Annotated in this window: 17 protein-coding genes; 9 read left to right on the top strand and 8 right to left on the bottom strand. The window is 33.8% G+C overall.

Translation table 11 applies throughout. The features are described 5' to 3' along the window. Entirely contained in the window at window positions 1–2352 is a 2352-nt protein-coding gene (gene pbpC, locus E9099_RS07795; protein ID WP_136583101.1) for a penicillin-binding protein 1C, read from the top strand. A gap of 14 nt (window positions 2353–2366) precedes the next feature. On the opposite strand, the gene E9099_RS07790 is transcribed toward pbpC, so the two are convergent. Further along, complete coding sequence (locus tag E9099_RS07790) at window positions 2367–2840, bottom strand: CYTH domain-containing protein (protein ID WP_136583100.1); 474 nt, start codon at window positions 2838–2840, stop codon at window positions 2367–2369. An 85-nt stretch (window positions 2841–2925) separates the two neighbouring features. Here E9099_RS07790 and dinB point away from each other — a divergent pair, with 85 nt between their 5' ends. After that, window positions 2926–4029: a DNA polymerase IV gene (gene dinB, locus E9099_RS07785; protein WP_136583099.1), complete on the top strand. Its 1104-nt coding sequence runs from the start codon at window positions 2926–2928 to the stop codon at window positions 4027–4029. Here the strand turns inward: dinB and E9099_RS07780 are convergent. The 6 genes from E9099_RS07780 to E9099_RS07755 all read right to left on the bottom strand — a co-directional run bounded on the left by E9099_RS07780 (window position 4026) and on the right by E9099_RS07755 (window position 8888). Continuing rightward, window positions 4026–4310: a hypothetical protein gene (locus tag E9099_RS07780; RefSeq protein WP_136583098.1), complete on the bottom strand. Its 285-nt coding sequence runs from the start codon at window positions 4308–4310 to the stop codon at window positions 4026–4028. The two genes, dinB and E9099_RS07780, sit on opposite strands and share 4 nt — an antisense overlap. A 263-nt stretch (window positions 4311–4573) precedes the next feature. Beyond that, window positions 4574–6016 carry a pyruvate kinase gene (gene pyk / locus E9099_RS07775; RefSeq protein ID WP_136583097.1) on the bottom strand — a complete coding sequence of 481 codons (1443 nt, stop codon included), beginning with the start codon at window positions 6014–6016 and terminating at the stop codon, window positions 4574–4576. Beyond that, window positions 6016–6501 carry an IPExxxVDY family protein gene (locus tag E9099_RS07770; protein WP_136583096.1) on the bottom strand — a complete coding sequence of 162 codons (486 nt, stop codon included), beginning with the start codon at window positions 6499–6501 and terminating at the stop codon, window positions 6016–6018. The genes pyk and E9099_RS07770 overlap by 1 nt, the downstream gene beginning before the upstream one ends. A gap of 136 nt (window positions 6502–6637) precedes the next feature. After that, window positions 6638–7384: a ribonuclease III gene (gene rnc, locus E9099_RS07765; protein WP_136583095.1), complete on the bottom strand. Its 747-nt coding sequence runs from the start codon at window positions 7382–7384 to the stop codon at window positions 6638–6640. A gap of 8 nt (window positions 7385–7392) precedes the next feature. Beyond that, entirely contained in the window at window positions 7393–8643 is a 1251-nt protein-coding gene (gene fabF, locus E9099_RS07760) for a beta-ketoacyl-ACP synthase II (RefSeq protein WP_136583094.1), read from the bottom strand. An 11-nt stretch (window positions 8644–8654) separates the two neighbouring features. Continuing rightward, window positions 8655–8888 (bottom strand): acyl carrier protein, encoded by a 234-nt coding sequence (locus E9099_RS07755; protein ID WP_013869581.1) that lies wholly within the window; start codon window positions 8886–8888, stop codon window positions 8655–8657. 182 nt (window positions 8889–9070) lie between these two features. On the opposite strand from E9099_RS07755, the gene E9099_RS07750 reads away from it, so the two are divergent. The 4 genes from E9099_RS07750 (at window position 9071) to E9099_RS07735 (ending at window position 13360) form a co-directional block, all read left to right on the top strand. Continuing rightward, window positions 9071–9634, top strand: coding sequence for a phosphoribosylglycinamide formyltransferase (locus E9099_RS07750; RefSeq protein WP_136583093.1), 564 nt, complete (start codon window positions 9071–9073; stop codon window positions 9632–9634). A gap of 106 nt (window positions 9635–9740) precedes the next feature. Next, window positions 9741–10382 (top strand): viroplasmin family protein, encoded by a 642-nt coding sequence (locus E9099_RS07745; RefSeq protein ID WP_101015642.1) that lies wholly within the window; start codon window positions 9741–9743, stop codon window positions 10380–10382. A 78-nt stretch (window positions 10383–10460) separates the two neighbouring features. After that, complete coding sequence (locus E9099_RS07740; protein WP_136583092.1) at window positions 10461–11387, top strand: PfkB family carbohydrate kinase; 927 nt, start codon at window positions 10461–10463, stop codon at window positions 11385–11387. 74 nt (window positions 11388–11461) lie between these two features. After that, a complete protein-coding gene (locus E9099_RS07735; protein ID WP_136583091.1) occupies window positions 11462–13360 on the top strand; it encodes an amidophosphoribosyltransferase in 1899 nt (632 codons plus the stop codon). Window positions 13361–13633: 273 nt separating this feature from the next. Here the strand turns inward: E9099_RS07735 and E9099_RS07730 are convergent, their stop codons facing one another. Continuing rightward, a complete protein-coding gene (locus tag E9099_RS07730; RefSeq protein WP_136583090.1) occupies window positions 13634–14242 on the bottom strand; it encodes a superoxide dismutase in 609 nt (202 codons plus the stop codon). 194 nt (window positions 14243–14436) lie between these two features. On the opposite strand from E9099_RS07730, the gene E9099_RS07725 reads away from it, so the two are divergent. From E9099_RS07725 to E9099_RS07715, 3 genes are all read left to right on the top strand, one after another. After that, window positions 14437–17580: a UvrD-helicase domain-containing protein gene (locus E9099_RS07725; RefSeq protein ID WP_136583089.1), complete on the top strand. Its 3144-nt coding sequence runs from the start codon at window positions 14437–14439 to the stop codon at window positions 17578–17580. Between the two features lie 74 nt (window positions 17581–17654). After that, window positions 17655–18848: a glycine C-acetyltransferase gene (kbl, locus tag E9099_RS07720; protein ID WP_136583088.1), complete on the top strand. Its 1194-nt coding sequence runs from the start codon at window positions 17655–17657 to the stop codon at window positions 18846–18848. Between the two features lie 124 nt (window positions 18849–18972). Next, complete coding sequence (locus E9099_RS07715) at window positions 18973–20403, top strand: OmpA family protein (RefSeq protein ID WP_136583087.1); 1431 nt, start codon at window positions 18973–18975, stop codon at window positions 20401–20403. Window positions 20404–20407 lie beyond the last annotated feature (4 nt).

Below are 20407 nucleotides of genomic sequence, written 5' to 3'. Positions count from 1 at the left end.
ATGCATAGGATAACTAACTTTATTAAAAAAAATAAGATAAAATCGGTAGTTCTTTTTGTGCTATTAGTTGCCTATATTTTCTGTTTACCCAAGCAACTTTTTAAAGATCCGACCGCCACTGTTATTACAAGTAACACCTCTATTTTACTTGGTGCTCAAATAGCAAAAGATGGACAGTGGCGTTTTCCAGAAAGTGATAGCATTCCCGAAAAGTTTAAAACTTGTATTATCGCTTTTGAAGATGAGTACTTTTACAAGCACCCTGGTTTTAACCCTATTTCTATTTTTAAAGCTATAAAACAAAACATAAGTTCGGGCAAAGTCAAACGAGGCGGGAGCACCATTACACAACAAGTCATTAGACTTTCAAGAAAAGGACAATCTAGAACCTATATTGAAAAGCTAAAAGAAATGATTTTAGCGACACGATTAGAATTAAAGTATAGTAAAGAAAAAATATTAGCTCTCTATGCCAGTCACGCACCCTTTGGTGGAAATGTTATTGGGATTGATGCCGCTTCATGGCGGTATTTTAATAGAAATGCTAATGATTTATCTTGGGCCGAAAGCGCAACACTTGCCGTTTTACCTAATGCACCTAGCTTAATTTATCCTGGTAAAAATCAAAAGCAATTGTTTGAAAAACGAAACCGTTTATTAAAAAAACTATTAGACAATCAAACGATAGACCAACTGACTTACAATTTATCAATTGCAGAAGGTTTACCACAAAAACCCTATGCTTTACCGCAAATTGCTCCTCATTTATTACAAACCATCTCCAAAACAAATAAAGGAGAACGTATTCAAACAACCATTAAAAAACAACTTCAAGAACAAGTAAACACCATTGTCTCGAACCATTACAACTCTTTAAAGCAAAATGAAATATATAATATCTCTGTATTAGTTTTAGATGTTAAAACAAGACAAGTTTTATCCTATGTTGGTAATGCACCAACAGATAAAAAACATCAAAACAGCGTTGATATTGTAAACAAACCCCGAAGTACTGGTAGTATTTTAAAGCCTTTTTTATACGCTGCAATGTTAGATGCGGGAGACATTTTACCAAATACGCTAGTTGCAGATATCCCGACACAATTTGGTAATTATACACCTCAAAACTTTAATAAAGAATTTGATGGTGCTGTCCCTGCAAAACGCGCATTATCTAGATCATTAAATGTTCCTGCAGTTAGAATGCTTCAGGAGTTTGGGTTAGATCGCTTTCATCATTATTTAAAAGCTTTAAATTTAAAAGATATCACTTATAATGCTAATCATTATGGTTTATCTCTAATTTTGGGTGGTGCAGAAAGTAACCTATGGGATTTATGCAAAAGCTATGCTGCTTTCTCATCCACTATCAATCATTTTAATGAGACATCTAGCGAATACTTTTCAAACGAATTTTGTGAGCCGACCTATTTCGCCTCCAAAACCATCGATTTTGGCACAAAATCTACAGAAAAAACACTATTTGATGCCGCATCAATATATCTTACCTACCAAAGTCTAAAAGAAGTTAATAGACCCGAAGGTGATGATAACTGGGAGTTTTTTGACAATTCTAAACAAATTGCCTGGAAAACAGGCACCAGTTATGGTTTTAGAGACGCTTGGGCGATTGGTAGCACCTCAGATTATGTTGTTGGTGTTTGGGTTGGTAATGCGGATGGAGAAGGTCGTCCTGGCCTAGTTGGTGTTCAGGCTGCCGCACCTATATTATTTGATGTCTTTCACTTATTACCAAACAGTCCATGGTTTAAAAAACCATTGGATGAAATGCAGAACATTGATATCTGCTCAATTAGTGGCTACAGAGCCTCCGTTAATTGCAGAGAAACAGAGCTTCAATTTGTTCAGAAAAGTGGTTTAAAAACTAGACCGTGTCCGTATCATAAACTGATTCATTTAGATAACACTAATACGTTTCAAGTTAATACGTCTTGTGAAGACCTAAATGCAATTACGACAAAATCCTGGTTTATACTGCCGCCTTTGATAGAGTACTACTACAAAAAAAAGAATCCTTTTTACAAATCCTTACCAGCATTTAGACCAGATTGTTTAGGCGCAAATGCAATTACTATGCAATTTATTTACCCCAAAAATGGGAGCACCATTTTTCTGCCAAAGGATTTTAATGAAACCGTTAATGAATTAATCTTAAAAGTAGCACACTCTAAAAAAAACACCACTTTATATTGGTATATAGACAAAACTTACATCGGACAAACCACAGATATTCATGACATGGCCATTATACCAGACATTGGCGAACATTGGCTTGTTGTTGTAGATGAGTATGGTACCGAATTGAAACGAAAAGTCACAATCTCTAAATAAGTTAAGGCTACTCTTTATTCAACCCACAGCGTATACGGATGTTCGCTTAATTGCGAATTATAATACCTAGTAATCCCCGTAACCTCTTCACCTAACCACTTGGGTTTTGTGTAAACTTCTGTTTCGGAGTTTAACTCGACTTCGGCCACTACCAAACCTTCATTCTCACCAAAAAACTCATCTATTTCAAAGGTGTGGTTATCGACTTTAACTTCGTAACGTATTTTATCTATCACCCCTTGTTTACAGAGTTCTAACAACTGCTCTGCCTCCGCCTTCGGGATGTTTTTTTCCCATTCAAAACGAGATAAACCATTTTTAGAAGATTGTCCTTTTATAGTCAAATAGCCTTCCTCGCCTTTTATCCGCACTCTTACCGTTCGTTTTTTATCCGTACTTAAAAATCCTTGAACAATTCGCGTCTGTTTAAAAGCTTCCGCTTTAAAACCCTCTGATCTTACTAAAAATTTACGTTCTATTTCTATCATGATTATTTAAGATTTTCGATATATTTTCAGTTAAAAAAATGAAAACACCCGAACTGTCGTTAGTATTAATGCCTAAATTTACAAGATGCAAAACGATTTACCAATAAGAAAAATTATTCATGTGGATATGGATGCCTTTTATGCGTCTGTAGCCGAAATGGATAATCCCGAACTTAAAGGTAAAGCGATTGCTGTTGGAGGCGGCGGACCACGTGGTGTTATTAGTGCTGCTAGCTATGAAGCTAGGAAATTTGGAGTAAAAAGCGCTATGTCTGGTCAATTAGCCATAAAGCTATGCCCCCATTTAATTTTTGTTAAAACCGATTTTGAACGCTATAAAGACATCTCTAATAAAATCAGAAAAATATTTTATGATTATACTGATTTGGTTGAACCCTTATCTTTAGATGAAGCCTATTTAGATGTTACCGAAAATAAAAAAGGTCACCCCAGTGCTTCCATACTTGCTGAAGAGATTAGAACTAGAATTTATAACGAGGTTGGCTTAACGGCATCTGCAGGCATTAGTATAAATAAATTTGTTGCTAAAGTAGCCAGTGATTACAATAAACCTAATGGACAAAAAGTAGTTAATCCTGAAGAAGTTTTAGATTTTTTAGAAGCGTTAGATATAAGAAAATTTTATGGTATAGGTAAAGTCACTGCCGAAAAAATGTACCAAAAAGGCATCTATACTGGAAAAGATCTAAAATCAAAATCTATTGAATTTTTAGAAACTAATTTTGGCAAATCAGGCCTATCGTATTATTATATTGTTAGAGGCATACATAACAGTGAAGTCAAACCAAACCGTATTAGAAAAAGTTTGGCTGCTGAGCGTACCTTTAATGAAAACTTATCTTCTGAAGTGTTTATGTTAGAAAAACTACAGCTAATTGCTGAAGAAGTTGCCAAACGTTTAAGTAAAAGTAAAGTCGCAGGAAAAACAATAACTTTAAAAATAAAGTATAGCGACTTTACACTACAAACGCGAAGCAAAACACTTCCTTATTTTGTATCCAATGCAGAGCTCATATTAGAGACCGCAAAGGATTTATTATATCAAGAAAAGATGAGTAACTCCGTCCGCTTATTAGGGATTTCTTTATCTAATTTAAATACCATAAAAAAACCAAAAATAATAGAAACGGACAAAGCTATTAGTGTCCAATTACGTTTTGGGTTTTAAGCGACAGACAAAATACGCTCTAAAGGAATAATAGTAGATGTTTTTAAAATGACATATTTTTCTGTCACGCCCCATATGGTAGTGTTCACTCTTTTTAAGCCTTCATTATCCGCAAATAGAATACGTACTTTTTCGTGCTCTATATTACCTAAAACCATAGCTCTAGTTAATGTTAAACAACGCTCTGCTTTATCTGTCTTGGAGATTAATAATTCTTCTTTTGGAAACTTTAAAAATTTGATTTGTTCTTTTTCTATTGTTTGTATCGTTAGGTTTTTCATTAGGTATATTATTTAGGGTTTAGTAGTTTAAATTACACAATCATTACTTAACAAACTAAATAATTTATGTTTTTGATACTATTTTAACATTTTTTGTAAGTATTTTAAAACAAAAAACCAGCTATATCGCTATAACCGGTTTTGATAACTGTACCATACCTTTGCTCGCGTTAGCGATTGTAATGGCATCCTTTTTTGAGCGCGATTAGGCGCAAAAAAGATATAATGAAAAGCGCGACCCTTGCGGTAACGCCCAAATTGTTTTAGAAATTACAACTTTCGATTTCTGTGACTCTAAGCGTATTTACCATTCCTTTGTCTTGAATTGGCATAGCCGCTAAACTAATTAACATATCACCAACTTCTAAGAATCCTTTTTTACAAGCTATTGCATTAACGTCTTCTATCGTTTCGTCTGTGCTAACAAACTTATCGTAATAAAAAGAAGTTACACCCCACAGTAAACTTAACTGCGTTAAAATACGCTTATTTGAAGTAAATACTAAGATATGCGTACTTGGTCTCCAAGCCGAAATTTGGAAGGCAGTATACCCACTATTTGTTAATGTAGAAATTGCTTTGGCGTTAATATCGTTAGCCATATGCGCTGCATGATAACAAATAGATTTTGTGATGTAACGCTTAGTACGAATATGTGGTGGTGATTGTGGGACTTTAATTAAGTCTGAATCTTCCACACTTCTAATAATATTTGCCATTTGACGGATTACTTGTACTGGATATTGTCCAACACTAGTTTCTCCAGATAGCATTACTGCATCTGCACCATCCATAACACTATTGGCCACGTCATTAACTTCTGCACGCGTTGGTGTTAGACTAGTTATCATAGTTTCCATCATTTGGGTTGCTATAATTACCGGAATTCTGGCACGTTTTGCACGAAGTACTAATTGCTTTTGTACTAATGGCACCTCTTCTGCAGGAATCTCTACTCCTAGATCACCACGCGCAACCATTAATCCATCACAATAAGCAACAATTTTATCGATGTTCTCTACTGCTTCTGGCTTTTCAATTTTAGCGATAATTGGAATTTTGTGCTCGCTATGTTTTTTAATTAACTCTTCTAATTGCATTAAATCTTCTGCATGACGCACAAAAGATAAAGCCATCCAGTCTACTCCTAATTTACACGCAAAAATAGCATCTTCGATATCTTTTTCTGTTAATGCTGGTTGAGAAATATTAGTATTTGGTAAGTTAACTCCTTTTTTAGATTTAAGTGGTCCACCTTGTATCACCTTAGCTTTTACTTCAGACTTTTGATCTGTAGACACCACTTCAAAAATTAATTTTCCGTCATCTAAAAGAATACGTTCTCCTGGTTTTGCATCTTGAGGAAAACGATCGTACGTCATATAGACACGCTCTTTAGTTCCTTCAAAACGTTCTCCAGTTACAAAGATAATTTCGTCACCTGCATTAACAATAACCTCTCCCTTCATTACTCCAACACGTAATTTAGGACCTTGTAAATCCCCAAGAATTGAAGCATTGTAACCAAACTCGTCGTTTAGCTCTCTTATCATTTGTACACGTTCTTCAACGTCTTTATAGTCTGCGTGAGAAAAATTAATTCTAAAAACGTTAGCACCTTCGTCTAACATTGCCTTTAAAACCTCTTTACTACTAGTTGCAGGCCCTAAGGTTGCAACAATTTTAGTCTTTTTTTTGTTTAGCATTAGTTGAATATTAAGTTCTCTTTAGATTTTAAGCCCTCTACATCTATACTGTAAGCGGTAGACACTTGAGGAATCTTGAGAATATTAGTTAAAATGATTTTTTCTTTATTTAGAAACTCGGTCTCAACTTTAAGAATATAATTTACTTTCTTAAATTCTGGTAACAAATAAAAATTGGTTACTTCCGAGGTGTCTTCTCCAAATAATGAATTTGACTGTTGTTGTACATTATTATATTGCACTTTACAAGTATTAGCGACTAAATGATAGGTCGTTAATTGCTTTTCGTCAAACCACTCAAAAATAGCATGACTCGTATTTAAGCTTGGATCGGTAACATCTTCCTTTGCTCTTTTAAGGGAAATGTCCAATGTTTGATTAATTAAAAAAGCTAATCTATAATCTTCTATTACGCAGTGAATTCCTATTAATGCGTAATGCTCTTCTTCTAAAAAGTCATCTAAAGAGAGTTTTCGAACAGCCATTTTAATTATAAAATTAAATGTAAATATAGTATTTAAACACTTAGTGCCATCTTATTTTACGTAATCTTAACAACAAAATATCACGAAAACGTTGTAGTAAACCCTTAAAAAATAAGATTTTAAGACTACGGGCTTTTTAAATAAAGCCAGCCTTAGAAATTTGAGATTGTAGTGCAAAAAAAGCACGTTTAGACGCTTTTTCTTCTGCTTTCTTTTTAGAAGTGGCTCTCGCCTTAGCAATTACTTTTTTATCAATAGATAATTTGACGGAAAAATGTTTGACATCATCATTACCAGTATCTTCATAGACATTGTAGTCAAAAATCTTCTTTTCTTTTTGACACCATTCTATTAATAAACTTTTGTAACTAATAACCTTACCTTCTAAAGTTTCGATATCAACATAAGGCCCAATAACGCGTTTTTGTATAAATTTTTCGACGTATTTATAACCTTTATCTAAATAAATGGCTCCGATAAGCGCTTCAAATAAATTACCATGGATATTATCTCCAAATTGCCCTTTGGGTATTTTGCTTTCAACTAAATTAATTAGACCTAAGTCTTTTCCTAATTCGTTTAAATGCTCTCTACTTACAATTTTAGAGCGCATTTTAGTTAGATATCCTTCATCACCTCCTGGCACTTCCAAATATAGATGGTTTGCTATGACCGAACTCAGCATTGCATCACCTAAAAATTCTAAGCGTTCGTAATTAATGATGTTCCCTTTTTCATCTTTGATGTTCATTGAACGATGCGTAAAGGCGGTCTGGTAATACCTTAAGGTTTTAGGCTTAAATTTTAAAATTTTAGAAACAGCCATAAAAAAATTCCCATCTTGATTAGATTGGGAATTAAATATGTTACGAATTCTTTTCATTCAGAAACTTAATCTAGTTTTTTAAACAATACACAAGCATTGTGACCTCCAAATCCAAAAGTATTGCTCATAGCAACGTTTATCTCTCTTTTTTGTGGCGTATTAAGTGTTAAGTTTAATTCAGAATCTATATTCGGATCTGCTGTCGTATGGTTAATTGTTGGTGGCACGATACTATGTTGCATTGCTAAAATTGCAGCAATAGACTCAATAGCTCCGGCAGCACCTAACAAATGACCAGTCATTGACTTAGTAGAATTTATATTGATGTTTTTAGCATGATCGCCAAAAACTTCTTTAATCGCTTTTAACTCGGCAACATCACCTAAAGGGGTAGATGTTCCGTGTGTATTGATGTGATCTACATCTTCTGGTTTTAAACCAGCATTCTCTAAACAGTTTTTCATAACTGCTATCACCCCAATTCCTTCCGGATGTGGTGCTGTCATATGATAAGCATCAGAAGACATTCCGCCTCCTAAAACCTCTGCATATATTTTTGCTCCTCTTGCTTTTGCGTGCTCATATTCTTCAAGAACAATTGCTCCTGCACCTTCTCCTAAAACAAAACCATCACGAGTTACATCAAAAGGTCTTGATGCTGTTTGTGGGCTTTCGTTTCTAGTTGATAAAGCATGCATCGCGTTAAATCCTCCCATTCCTGCAATAGTAACTGCAGCTTCACTACCTCCTGTTACAATAACATCACATTGTCCTAAACGTATATAGTTTAAGGCATCAATCATTGCATTTGCAGAAGAAGCACAAGCAGATACTGTTGTGTAATTTGGACCCATAAAACCATTTTTTATAGAAATGTTTCCGGGTGCAATGTCTGCAATCATTTTAGGAATAAAAAAGGGATTAAATCTAGGTGTACCATCACCCGCAGCAAAGTTTAAAACTTCATTTTGAAATGTTTCTAGTCCACCAATACCTGCTCCCCAGATAACGCCAACTCTAAGTTTGTTAACGGTATCTAAATCTAGTTTAGAGTCCGCAATAGCCTCATCAGATGCGACCATTGCGTACTGCGTAAACCTGTCCATTTTTCGGGCCTCTTTTCTGTCAAGAAAATCAGTAGCCACGAAGTTTTTTAACTCGCAAGCAAAGTTTGTCTTGAACTTTTCAGCATCAAAATATGTAATAGGTGCCGCACCACTTTTACCACTAATTAGACCAGCCCAATACTCGTCTATAGTGTTTCCAATTGGTGTCAACGCTCCTAATCCTGTAACTACTACTCGCTTAAGTTCCATAAATATTGTGCTTATTTAGCAGCTTCAATATAAGATACAGCTTGACCTACTGTTGCAATGTTCTCTGCTTGGTCATCTGGAATCTGGATATCGAATTCTTTTTCAAATTCCATGATTAATTCTACAGTATCTAATGAATCTGCACCTAAGTCGTTCGTGAAGCTAGCTTCAGTTACAACTTCGTTTTCATCAACACCTAATTTGTCTACGATAATCGCTTTTACTCTTGATGCAATGTCTGACATAATTTTAATTTTTTTAGTTTTAATTAAGGGGCAAAAATAAAAAACTTTATTTTAAAACACACGTTTACTTTAAAAATGTGCTACGAATTTAATTATTTAAATCGAAGAATTTCGATTTTAGCCCGTAATTGTTAATAATTATTGCTTTTTTTGTTTGAAGAATTTAACATTGAATATAGAAAATGAAACGTGTAGTAATTTTTGCGTCCGGTAGCGGAAGTAATGCTGAAAATTTAATAAGGTTTTTTCAAAATAGAGACAATGCGTCTGTTATTCAGGTATTAACTAACAATCCTCATGCCAAAGTGCTAGAGCGTTGTAAAAAACTAAAAGTTAGCGCCTTATCTTTCAACAAAACAGCACTAACTGATACTGATGACGTCCTAAACATCCTTAAATCAAACCAACCAGATCTAATTGTTCTTGCTGGTTTTTTATGGAAATTTCCTGAAAAGATATTAAAAGCGTTCCCAAACAGAGTCATAAATGTGCATCCTGCTTTGTTACCAAAATTTGGAGGAAAGGGCATGTACGGCATGCACGTGCACGAGTCTGTTGTCGCCAATAAAGAAACTGAAACAGGCATAACAATTCATTATGTAAACGAGCATTATGATGAAGGCGCCATCATTTTTCAAGCAAAATGTGAGGTTTTAGCTTCAGATACCGCCTTGGACGTCGCAGAAAAGATTCATAAATTGGAAATGGAACACTTTCCATTAATAGTCGATAAATTATTAAATTAGCATACCTAATCCTGTTATAAGAACTGTACATATATATTAAAGTAGAGTTTCACCGTCTCAGAAAAGATAAAACAATACAATTTTCGCTTAAGCGGAAATAAAAGAAATGGGTAAAAAAAAGAAAAAATACTACACCGTTTGGCAAGGACACCACAAAGGCGTTTTTGAATCTTGGAATGATTGCAAAGCACAAATCAAAGATTACCAAGGTGCCCAATACAAATCATTTGCCACTTTTGATGCTGCCAAAGAAGCCTTAAAAGGCAACTACTTTGACTATATTGGAAAAAAGAAAGGGTTTACCAGCGAGTTAAGCCATGAACAACTTAAAAAAATTGGTCGTCCCAATTACAATTCTATATCTGTGGATGCCGCCTCTTCTGGTAATCCTGGAATAATGGAATACCGTGGTGTAGAAACAAAATCTAAAAAACAACTATTTAAACAAGGTCCTTTTGCTGAAGGCACTAATAATATTGGCGAATTTTTAGCTTTAGTGCATGGTTTAAGTTTTTTAAAAAAACACAATAGCGACTTACTTATTTATACAGACTCTAAAACAGCTATGAGTTGGGTCCGCAAAAAAACGTGCAACTCTAAACTAGAACGCAACGCAAAAAACAAACCTGTGTACGATTTGGTTGACCGTGCAGTAAATTGGTTAAAAGAAAACGATTATAAAACCACGATAGTTAAATGGGAAACCAAAGCTTGGGGAGAAATTCCTGCAGATTTTGGTCGTAAATAATTAGCTTTTCTTTCAACAGATTCCACTTTTTTACAGAATATATTTTACGTAAGTTTGCACTAAATTTTAAAGCCATTTATGAGCAAGTTAGTAATAGTAGGTACAGTAGCTTTTGACGCTATAGAAACTCCTTTTGGTAAAACCGATAAAATTCTTGGTGGAGCAGCAACTTATATAGGGTTGTCGGCTTCAAACTTTAACGTAGATCAAGCAGCAGTTTCTGTTGTAGGTGGAGATTTTCCTCAGGAATATTTAGACCTTTTGACAGATAGAAACGTAAATATCGAAGGTGTCGAAATTGTAAAAGACGGTAAAACGTTTTTTTGGAGTGGAAAATATCACAATGATATGAACTCTCGTGACACGTTAGCTACGGAATTAAATGTATTAGAACATTTTAATCCTGTAGTTCCTGAAAATTATCGTGATGCGGAGATAGTGATGTTAGGTAATTTACACCCTATGGTACAACAAGGTGTTTTAGACCAAATGACTAAAAAGCCAAAATTAGCTATTTTAGACACTATGAATTTCTGGATGGACATCGCTTTAGATGATTTAATTTCAGTAATTAAAAATGTAGATGTCATTACTATTAATGATGAAGAAGCAAGACAATTAACCGGAGAATATAGTTTAGTTGTTGCCGCTAGAAAGATTCATGAAATGGGTCCAAAATATGTAGTTATCAAAAAAGGAGAGCACGGTGCTTTACTATTCCATGATGACCATATGTTTTACGCACCTGCTTTACCATTAGAAGAAGTCTTTGATCCAACAGGAGCTGGAGATACTTTTGCTGGTGGATTTGCTGGATATTTAGCAAGCACTGGAGATCTTAGTTTTGAAAACATGAAAAATGCAGTAATCTACGGATCTACACTAGCCTCTTTTTGTGTTGAAAAATTTGGAACAGAACGTATGGTAACCTTGAAAAAAGAGGAAGTCAACAAACGTCTGCTGGAATTTAAGAAACTGACACAGTTCGATATAGAATTAACATAAACTAACGCGCTCATTATTATGAGCGCGTTTTTTATTTTTATTATTTTAATAAAACAACTCACAACACAACAACAATGAGTGATGCTTTAAAACACGAGTGCGGAATTGCACTTATTAGATTACGTAAACCTTTAGAATTTTACAAAGAAAAATATGGTAGTGCATTTTATGGTGTAAATAAAATGTATTTAATGATGGAAAAGCAACACAATCGTGGTCAAGATGGTGCTGGTTTTGCAAGTATTAAAATGGACACATTACCAGGAGAACGTTATATTAGTCGTGTACGCTCAATCGCGCAACAACCTATTCAGGATATTTTTGCTCAAATTAATGACCGTATTAATAAAGAATTAGCAGAACATCCAGAATACCAAGATAGTGTTGAACTTCAAAAAAAGCATATCCCTTATATTGGAGAGCTTTTATTGGGTCACGTACGTTATGGAACTTTTGGTAAAAATAGCGTAGAGAGTGTTCATCCTTTTTTAAGACAAAATAACTGGATGCACCGTAACCTGATTTTAGCAGGTAACTTTAACATGACTAATGTTAAAGAGCTTTTTCAAAGTTTAGTTGATCTTGGTCAACACCCAAAAGAATATACGGACACCATTACTATAATGGAAAAAATAGGTCACTTTTTAGACGATGCGGTAAGCAAAATTTATAAAGAACTTAAAAATGAAGGTTATGGAAAGCATGAGTGCTCTCCATTAATAGCAGAACGTTTAAAAATCGCTAAGATATTAAGACGTGCTGCAAAAAACTGGGATGGTGGTTATGCGATGGCAGGTTTAATTGGACATGGAGATGCTTTTGTACTTCGTGATCCAGCAGGAATACGCCCAGTATATTATTATACAGATGACGAGATTGTTGTTGTCGCTTCAGAGCGTCCTGTAATACAAACCGTATTTAATGTAGAGTTTGATGATGTTAAGGAATTAACACCTGGCCATGCTTTAATCTCTAAAAAATCTGGAGCAGTTTCAATTAAAAAAATATTAGAACCTTTAGAACGCAAATCATGTAGTTTTGAGCGTATTTACTTCTCTAGAGGAAGTGATGCCGAAATATATCAAGAACGTAAAATGTTGGGGCGTTTATTAATGCCAAAAGTTTTAAAGGCAATTGATAATGACACAGAAAACTCGGTGTTTTCATACATACCAAATACAGCCGAAACGTCATTTTACGGAATGATCGAAACTGTAGAAGAACATTTAAATGAAAAGAAAACAAAAGCTATTTTAAACGGTAACGGAAAATTATCTGCAGAGCAAGTGACTTCTATTTTAAAAGAAAGACCTCGTATCGAAAAAATAGCCATAAAGGATGTAAAACTAAGAACCTTTATTACGGAAGATAGTAGTCGTGACGACTTAGTTGCACACGTGTATGATGTCACTTACGGTGTTATCAAACCGACTGACAACTTGGTTATTATTGACGATAGTATTGTACGTGGTACGACCTTAAAAAAGAGTATTATTAAAATGATGGACCGATTACATCCTAAAAAGATTGTAATTGTATCCTCTGCACCACAAATACGTTTTCCTGACTGCTATGGTATTGATATGGCTAATCTAGAAACTTTAGTTGCTTTTAATGCCGCTTTAGCCTTACTTAAAGAAAATGGTAAATATGACTTAGTAGAAGAAGTTTACCACAAATGTAAAGCACAAGAAGGATTATTAGATAAAGATGTTAAGAATTTTGTAAACGAAATATATGATCAGTTTACTACAGAACAGATTTCGGCTAAAATATCCGAGCTATTAACAGACGACTCTGTAAAAGCGGAAGTGGAAATTATTTTTCAACCAGTATCTAACCTGCATAAAGCTATTCCTGACCATTTAGGAGACTGGTACTTTACAGGTAATTACCCGACTGCTGGAGGAAACAGAGTGGTCAACAGAGCCTTTATTAATTTTTATGAAGGCAATAAAGAACGCGCTTACTAAAACACAATTTATTAACTTTTTCACACACACAGACGTTTAAGCGAATATATTTACGTTTTGACCATATTTTACAATAATTGAATTTATTTGTCGTTATATTTGAGCTTACCATAACATAAGTAGGTTAAGTTCATGGTAGATTTGGGGCAAAAAAGGAGAACACTTGTTCTCCTTTTTTATTTTACAAAATTTAGAAAACATATATTTAGAGCATAAAAAAAAGCAGATTCATAAAAATGAATCTGCTTTTATATTTTACAAACGTTTTAAAGCTTATTTAGCTTCTGCATAACGTCTTTCAACTTCGTTCCAGTTAATTACATTAAAGAAAGCATCAATATAATCAGGTCTTCTGTTTTGGTAGTTTAAGTAATAAGCATGCTCCCAAACATCTAATCCTAAGATTGGAGTTCCTTCGCAAGTTACACCTGGCATTAATGGATTATCCTGGTTTGGAGTAGAACATACTTCAACCTTTCCTCCTTTATGCACACATAACCAAGCCCAACCTGAACCAAATTGCGTTGCTGCTGCTTTACTAAAAGCATCTTTAAAAGCTTCAAAAGAACCATAAGCTGCTTCAATAGCATCTTTTAAATCTCCAGATAAACGTCCTTTTCCTTCTGGATTCATAACTTCCCAAAATAATGAGTGGTTATAAAAACCTCCACCATTATTTCTAACAGCCATATTTTTCATATCCAAGTTAGCAAGAATATCTTCGATAGATTTTCCGTCTAAATCAGTTCCTTCTATCGCAGCATTTAGTTTAGTTGTATAACCATTATGATGCTTAGTGTAATGTATTTCCATTGTACGTGCATCGATGTTAGGTTCTAATGCATCATACGCATATTTTAATTTTGGTAATTCAAATGCCATGATTGTATGTTTTTAAATGTTAATGTTCAATTTATTCAAAATTAAACATTAAAGCCTTCAATTGAAAATTTTTATGGACTCTATTATTTCTATTTAATAATATTTTAACAACAAAAATTTATTATTACAGATTGTTTTGAAATTAATTTAACAACCATAATAATGTTATTATCTTGTCTAAAATTAAAAATTAAATGTCTAAAACAGCTCCTTTTAAAGTTTATGACGCTTCTGCGGGAAGCGGAAAAACCTTCGCTTTAGTTAAGGAATACATAAAGTTATTATTTGCATCTAAACACAATGATGGTTTTAAACAGATTTTAGCAATAACCTTTACCAATAAGGCGGTTGGCGAGATGAAAACCAGAATACTAGATACGCTTAAACAATTTTCTGACCCCGAGATTATTACTCATCCAAATAGTATGTTTGAAGCCATCACTAAAGAATTAGACTTAGAGCCCATTTTTGTACATAAAAAATCGGTGACACTATTAAACACTATAATGCATAATTATGCAGCTTTTGATATTTCAACCATAGATGGATTTAACCATCGCTTAATTAGGACATTTGCGCATGATTTAAAAATCCCTATAAATTTTGAAGTAGAATTAGATACGCCGTCATTACTTAATCAGGCTGTAGATAGTTTAATAGCAAAAGCAGGAACAGACAAGAAATTGACTAGAATATTAATAGATTTTGCTTTAGAAAAAGCAGATGACGATAAAAGCTGGGATGTTTCTAGAGATTTTAATAGCATTGCAAAACTTTTAATAAACGACAATGACCTACCTCATTTAGATAGCATAAAGCACAAAACTCTTGAAGACTTTAACACTTTAAAATCTTTAATAATTAAAAAAATTACGAATCACAAAACAATAATTACAAAAGTAGCCAATGATTTAATAGCCGTTTTTGAATCCAATGGCTTAGACCAAAAAAGCTTTTCTAGAGGGACACTATTCAATCATTTTGTAAAAGCTGCAAATTTAGATTTCAATAGGCTTTACGAAAACCAATTAGCCCAAAATATTGCTGATGGCAAACTTTACACAAAAAGCTTAGATTCCGCGAAAGCAGAAATAATAGACCAACTATTGCCACAAATTGAGACTGTTTACCATAAAATTAAAGATGCTGTTTTTAATTTAAAATTTTTACAAGCTGTTTACAAGAACGTAACTCCTTTATCTGTTTTAAATGCTATAAATAAAGAGTTAACAATAATTAAGGAAGAAGAAAACAAATTATTAATATCAGAATTCAACACATTAATTAGTAAGGAGATTAAAAACCAACCTACGCCTTTTATATATGAACGTCTAGGTGAGAAATTTAGACATTATTTTATTGACGAGTTTCAGGATACGTCACAAATGCAGTGGGAAAACTTAATTCCGCTAATAGAGAACACACTTACAGGCCAAAACTTAAAAGGCATACAAGGAACAGCAATGTTAGTTGGGGATGCCAAACAAGCGATTTACAGATGGAGAGGCGGAAAAGCAGAACAATTTATTGGTTTAACACAAAATGACAATCCGTTTCCAATAGAAAAAGAAGTCGTCCGTTTAGAACATAATTATCGTAGTTTTAAAAATGTTATTAACTTTAATAATCAGTTTTTTGACTATTTATCGCAGCATAGCTTTAGCAGTTCTGCCTATTCTAGTTTATATCAAAAAGCACAACAAAAACCCTCTATAAAGCACGAAGGTTATGTTAATTTACAGTTTTTAGACGTACAAAGAGAAGATGATATTAACCAACTTTTTCCTGAAACTATTTTCGAAACTATCATCAATTGTTTAGACAATGGCTATAACCTTAAAGACATTTGTATATTAGTTAGAAAGAAAAAAGAGGGGGTTGCTATTGCTGAATTTTTAAGTAAGAAAGGGGTAAGAATCACCTCTTCCGAAACCATGCTAATCAATAACTCTGAAGATGTTAGATTAATTATTAATATCTTTAAGCTACTAGTCAACCCTAACAATCTAGAGGTTAAAATTAAAGTTTTAGATTATATTGCAACAGCACATAAAATTGAAGACAAACACGCTTTTTTTAAAACCAATCTAAACTTACCACTTCAAGAGTTTTTTGAAAGTTTTGAGCAATATTCTATTACTTGTAATCCTACGCAATTAATCCAATTATCCTTATATGACTTAGCCGAAAGCATAGTCAGAAGCTTTAATCTAACCAAGGAATCTAACGCTTACATTCAATACTTTTTAGACATTGTACTAGAATTTTCTCAAAAACAAATTTCTGATATCACAAGTTTCCTAGACTATTATCATACTAAAAAGGAAAGTTTAAATATTGTATCGCCCAATAACCAAAATGCAGTACAAATAATGACGATACATAAATCCAAAGGATTGGAGTTTCCTGTGGTTATTTTTCCCTACGCTTATTTGGACATCTATAAGGAAGTTGAACCAAAAGAATGGTTTCCGCTAGACGAGAATCAATATAATGGGTTTTCGAAAACTTTACTAAATTTTAATAAAGACTTTGAGAATTTTGGGGATACCGGAGAAGCGATCTACCTACATCACAGAGCAGAACAAGAATTAGATAATATAAACTTACTGTATGTTGTGCTAACTAGACCTGTCGAGCAACTTTATATTATTTCGAAAAAAGAAAAAGCGACTAAAGACGGTATAACATATAACACCTATTCAGGCTTGTTTATAAATTATTTGACACAAAATGGACTTTGGGATGATGCGCAACTAGACTATAGTTTTGGTAATCCTAAACGAGAAATACAACCTGAAGAAGATCTTGAAACCACACAAGAAACAAAAGATTTTATAAGCGTATCCAAACAAGATCACAACATTAAAATTATTACAAAGTCAGGTTTTTTATGGGATACAGACCAACAAGATGCTATTGAAAAAGGAAATTTAATCCATGATATCATGTCTGAAATCAAAACAAAAGACGATGTTGATAATGTCATTAAGGACTATCTCCTTTCAGGAATTATAAACAAAGAACAAGCCGTATTATTAACAAAAACAGTTAAAGCTATTATAACCCACCCAGAAATAAAAAGTTATTATACTGAGAACTATACAATTTACAACGAACGTGATATAATCTCGAAATCAGGAGCTATAATACGACCTGACCGTTTAATGATAAAAGACAATGACGCTATTATAATAGATTACAAAACAGGATTGTCTGATCCTAAATACCAAGAACAATTAGAAAATTACGCCGATATATTAAAAGAAATGAATTACAACGTCAGTAAAAAAATACTAATTTACATCAATGACATTATTAAAATAGTAACCTACTAACTACAAAAGAATAAATTTTCTACCAATCACTTAAGGTAAAACATTATTAAATTTGCAAAACTAAAACAGAACGTATGTACAGTAATATAAAAGAACATTTACAAAAAGAAATACAAGACATCAAAGACAACGGTCTTTTTAAGGAAGAACGCATTATAACATCCGCGCAGGGTGCAGAGATAACGTTAGACTCAGGAGCACGTGTTTTAAACTTTTGCGCCAACAATTACTTAGGCTTATCTTCTCACCCTGAAGTCATTAAAGCTGCCCAAGACACAATGGATACGCACGGATTCGGAATGTCTTCCGTACGTTTTATTTGTGGAACTCAAGACATACACAAAACGCTAGAAAAGAAAATAGCAGATTTTTATGGCACAGAAGACACGATATTATATGCTGCTGCATTTGATGCTAATGGTGGTGTATTTGAACCTTTACTAGGAAAAGAAGACGCCATAATATCAGATTCTTTAAACCACGCTTCCATCATAGACGGTGTTAGGTTATGTAAAGCGGCACGTTATCGTTATCAAAACAATGATATGGCAGATTTAGAACAACAGCTAATTGATGCTAACAAAAATGGAGCGCGTTTTAAAATCATTGTTACTGACGGTGTATTTTCCATGGATGGCTTAGTAGCTCCTTTGGATAAAATCTCTGTTTTAGCAGAAAAATATGATGCAATGATTATGATTGACGAGTGTCATTCTGCAGGATTTATTGGAGAAACAGGTCGTGGTACACTAGAAGAAAAAGGTGTTATGGACAAAATCGACATTATTACAGGAACATTAGGAAAAGCACTTGGTGGTGCTATGGGCGGTTATACCACTGGTAAAAAAGAAATTATTGAAATACTTCGACAAAGATCAAGACCTTACTTATTCTCAAACTCTTTAGCGCCTGCTATTGTTGGAGCCTCTATTAAGGTTTTTGATATGCTTTCTAATGATAGCTCACTGCGTGACACCTTGGAGGAAAATACAAAATTTTTCAAAAAAGGTATGAAAGCTGCTGGATTTGATATCATTGATGGTGACTCGGCAATTGTACCTGTTATGCTATATGACGCTAAACTATCTCAAACCATGGCAAACATGCTTTTAAAAGAAGGCATTTATGTTATCGGATTCTTTTTTCCTGTAGTCCCAAAAGATAAGGCTAGAATTCGTGTCCAACTTTCTGCAGCGCATACCAAAGCGCATTTAGAAAAAGCCATCGCAGCCTTTATAAAAGTAGGTAAAGCACTGAATATTATTTAGAAACAATCTATAATACCTAAACAAAAGCAAATAATATTCAATATTTTTATATATTTGTCTTTGTTAATAATATATAACAACTTATTTTTGCTTTTAATTAACACTTAAAAATTAAACTTTGAATATGAAAAATCTTAGCAGATTATTGTTCACAATGTTACTACTTACAAGTATGGGTAACGTTATGGCTCAAAACGAAAACAACCCGTGGGCTATCAACTTCGGAATTAACGCAGTAGATGTATATCCAGTAGGAGAAGACATGCCTCAAGGTGATTACTTTGATGAATTTTTTAATGTTGAAGACCATTGGAGTATTTTACCTTCTTTGTCTACTATTTCTGTATCTAAATATGTAGGTGACAACTTTTCTGTACAAGCAGGAGGTTCTATCAACAGAATAGAAAAATGGGGACAGACAGCAACAAATCCTAGCATACGTGTTGGTGATTTAGCTTATTATGCTATCGACGGTAACGTAAGATACCACTTAGGAGATATTATTGGTTCAAAAAAATTAGATCCAGCTATCGGAATTGGTGGGGGTTACACATGGATTGAAGAAGGTGCTTACAATACATTTTCTACAGTTGCAGGTTCAAACAACAACGTTGGAGCTGGAACAGTTAACGCTTCTTTAGGATTAACTTACTGGTTTTCTGATAACATTGGTTTATTTGTTGAATCAAAATATAAGCACTCTTTTGAAGATTACTTAACTAAGCATTTCCAACATTCTGCAGGTATTTCTGTAAGATTTGGTGGAACTGATACTGATGGTGATGGTGTATATGACAAAAATGATGCATGTCCTGATGTACCAGGTTTAGAAGCTTTCAACGGTTGTCCTGATACTGATGGTGATGGAATCGAAGATTCTAAAGATACTTGTCCTGAAATAGCTGGTTTAGCTGAATTTAACGGATGTCCTGATACTGATGGTGATGGTGTTCCAGATAATGAAGATGACTGTCCACAAGTAAAAGGATTAAAAGAATTAAAAGGTTGTCCTGATGCTGATGGTGACGGTGTTGCTGATTCTAAAGACAAATGTCCAAGTGAAGCTGGTCCTGCTGCAAACGGAGGATGTCCTTGGCCAGATACTGATGGTGATGGTGTTTTAGACAAAGATGACAACTGTCCTAAAGAAGTAGGTACTGTTGCAAACAATGGTTGTCCTGAAGCTGTTATCCCAACTCAGGTTGTATTAGACAAATTAAATAGTTATGCTAAAACAATCTTATTTGCTACAGGTAAATCTAGCTTTAAATCAGAAACTTTTTCTGTATTACAGTCTATTACTGCTATCTTAAAAGAATACCCAGAAGCTAACTTTACAATCGAAGGTCATACTGATAGTGTTGGAAGCAAAACTTCTAACCAATCTTTATCTGACTCTAGAGCTAACGCTGTAATGGCTTACTTAATCGAAAACGGAATTAATTCTGAAAGATTAAATGCTTACGGATTTGGTGAAGATTACCCAATCGATAGTAACAAAACTAAGGCTGGTAGATATAACAACAGACGTGTTGAAGTTAAACTTAGAAAATAAGTTT

The organism is Psychroserpens sp. NJDZ02 (assembly GCF_004843725.1).
Classification (GTDB): domain Bacteria; phylum Bacteroidota; class Bacteroidia; order Flavobacteriales; family Flavobacteriaceae; genus Olleya.
Note: the sequence above shows the minus strand (reverse complement) of the source record. Positions and strands in the feature narration are given on the sequence as shown.

Excerpts from the sequence above, each read along its gene's own strand:
- pbpC (WP_136583101.1), top strand. The coding sequence starts at position 1 with ATGCATAGGATAACTAACTTTATTAAAAAAAATAAGATAAAATCGGTA.
- E9099_RS07790 (WP_136583100.1), bottom strand. The coding sequence starts at position 2,840 with ATGATAGAAATAGAACGTAAATTTTTAGTAAGATCAGAGGGTTTTAAA.
- dinB (WP_136583099.1), top strand. The coding sequence starts at position 2,926 with ATGCAAAACGATTTACCAATAAGAAAAATTATTCATGTGGATATGGAT.
- E9099_RS07780 (WP_136583098.1), bottom strand. The coding sequence starts at position 4,310 with ATGAAAAACCTAACGATACAAACAATAGAAAAAGAACAAATCAAATTT.
- pyk (WP_136583097.1), bottom strand. The coding sequence starts at position 6,016 with ATGCTAAACAAAAAAAAGACTAAAATTGTTGCAACCTTAGGGCCTGCA.
- E9099_RS07770 (WP_136583096.1), bottom strand. The coding sequence starts at position 6,501 with ATGGCTGTTCGAAAACTCTCTTTAGATGACTTTTTAGAAGAAGAGCAT.
- rnc (WP_136583095.1), bottom strand. The coding sequence starts at position 7,384 with ATGAAAAGAATTCGTAACATATTTAATTCCCAATCTAATCAAGATGGG.
- fabF (WP_136583094.1), bottom strand. The coding sequence starts at position 8,643 with ATGGAACTTAAGCGAGTAGTAGTTACAGGATTAGGAGCGTTGACACCA.
- E9099_RS07755 (WP_013869581.1), bottom strand. The coding sequence starts at position 8,888 with ATGTCAGACATTGCATCAAGAGTAAAAGCGATTATCGTAGACAAATTA.
- E9099_RS07750 (WP_136583093.1), top strand. The coding sequence starts at position 9,071 with ATGAAACGTGTAGTAATTTTTGCGTCCGGTAGCGGAAGTAATGCTGAA.
- E9099_RS07745 (WP_101015642.1), top strand. The coding sequence starts at position 9,741 with ATGGGTAAAAAAAAGAAAAAATACTACACCGTTTGGCAAGGACACCAC.
- E9099_RS07740 (WP_136583092.1), top strand. The coding sequence starts at position 10,461 with ATGAGCAAGTTAGTAATAGTAGGTACAGTAGCTTTTGACGCTATAGAA.
- E9099_RS07735 (WP_136583091.1), top strand. The coding sequence starts at position 11,462 with ATGAGTGATGCTTTAAAACACGAGTGCGGAATTGCACTTATTAGATTA.
- E9099_RS07730 (WP_136583090.1), bottom strand. The coding sequence starts at position 14,242 with ATGGCATTTGAATTACCAAAATTAAAATATGCGTATGATGCATTAGAA.
- E9099_RS07725 (WP_136583089.1), top strand. The coding sequence starts at position 14,437 with ATGTCTAAAACAGCTCCTTTTAAAGTTTATGACGCTTCTGCGGGAAGC.
- kbl (WP_136583088.1), top strand. The coding sequence starts at position 17,655 with ATGTACAGTAATATAAAAGAACATTTACAAAAAGAAATACAAGACATC.
- E9099_RS07715 (WP_136583087.1), top strand. The coding sequence starts at position 18,973 with ATGAAAAATCTTAGCAGATTATTGTTCACAATGTTACTACTTACAAGT.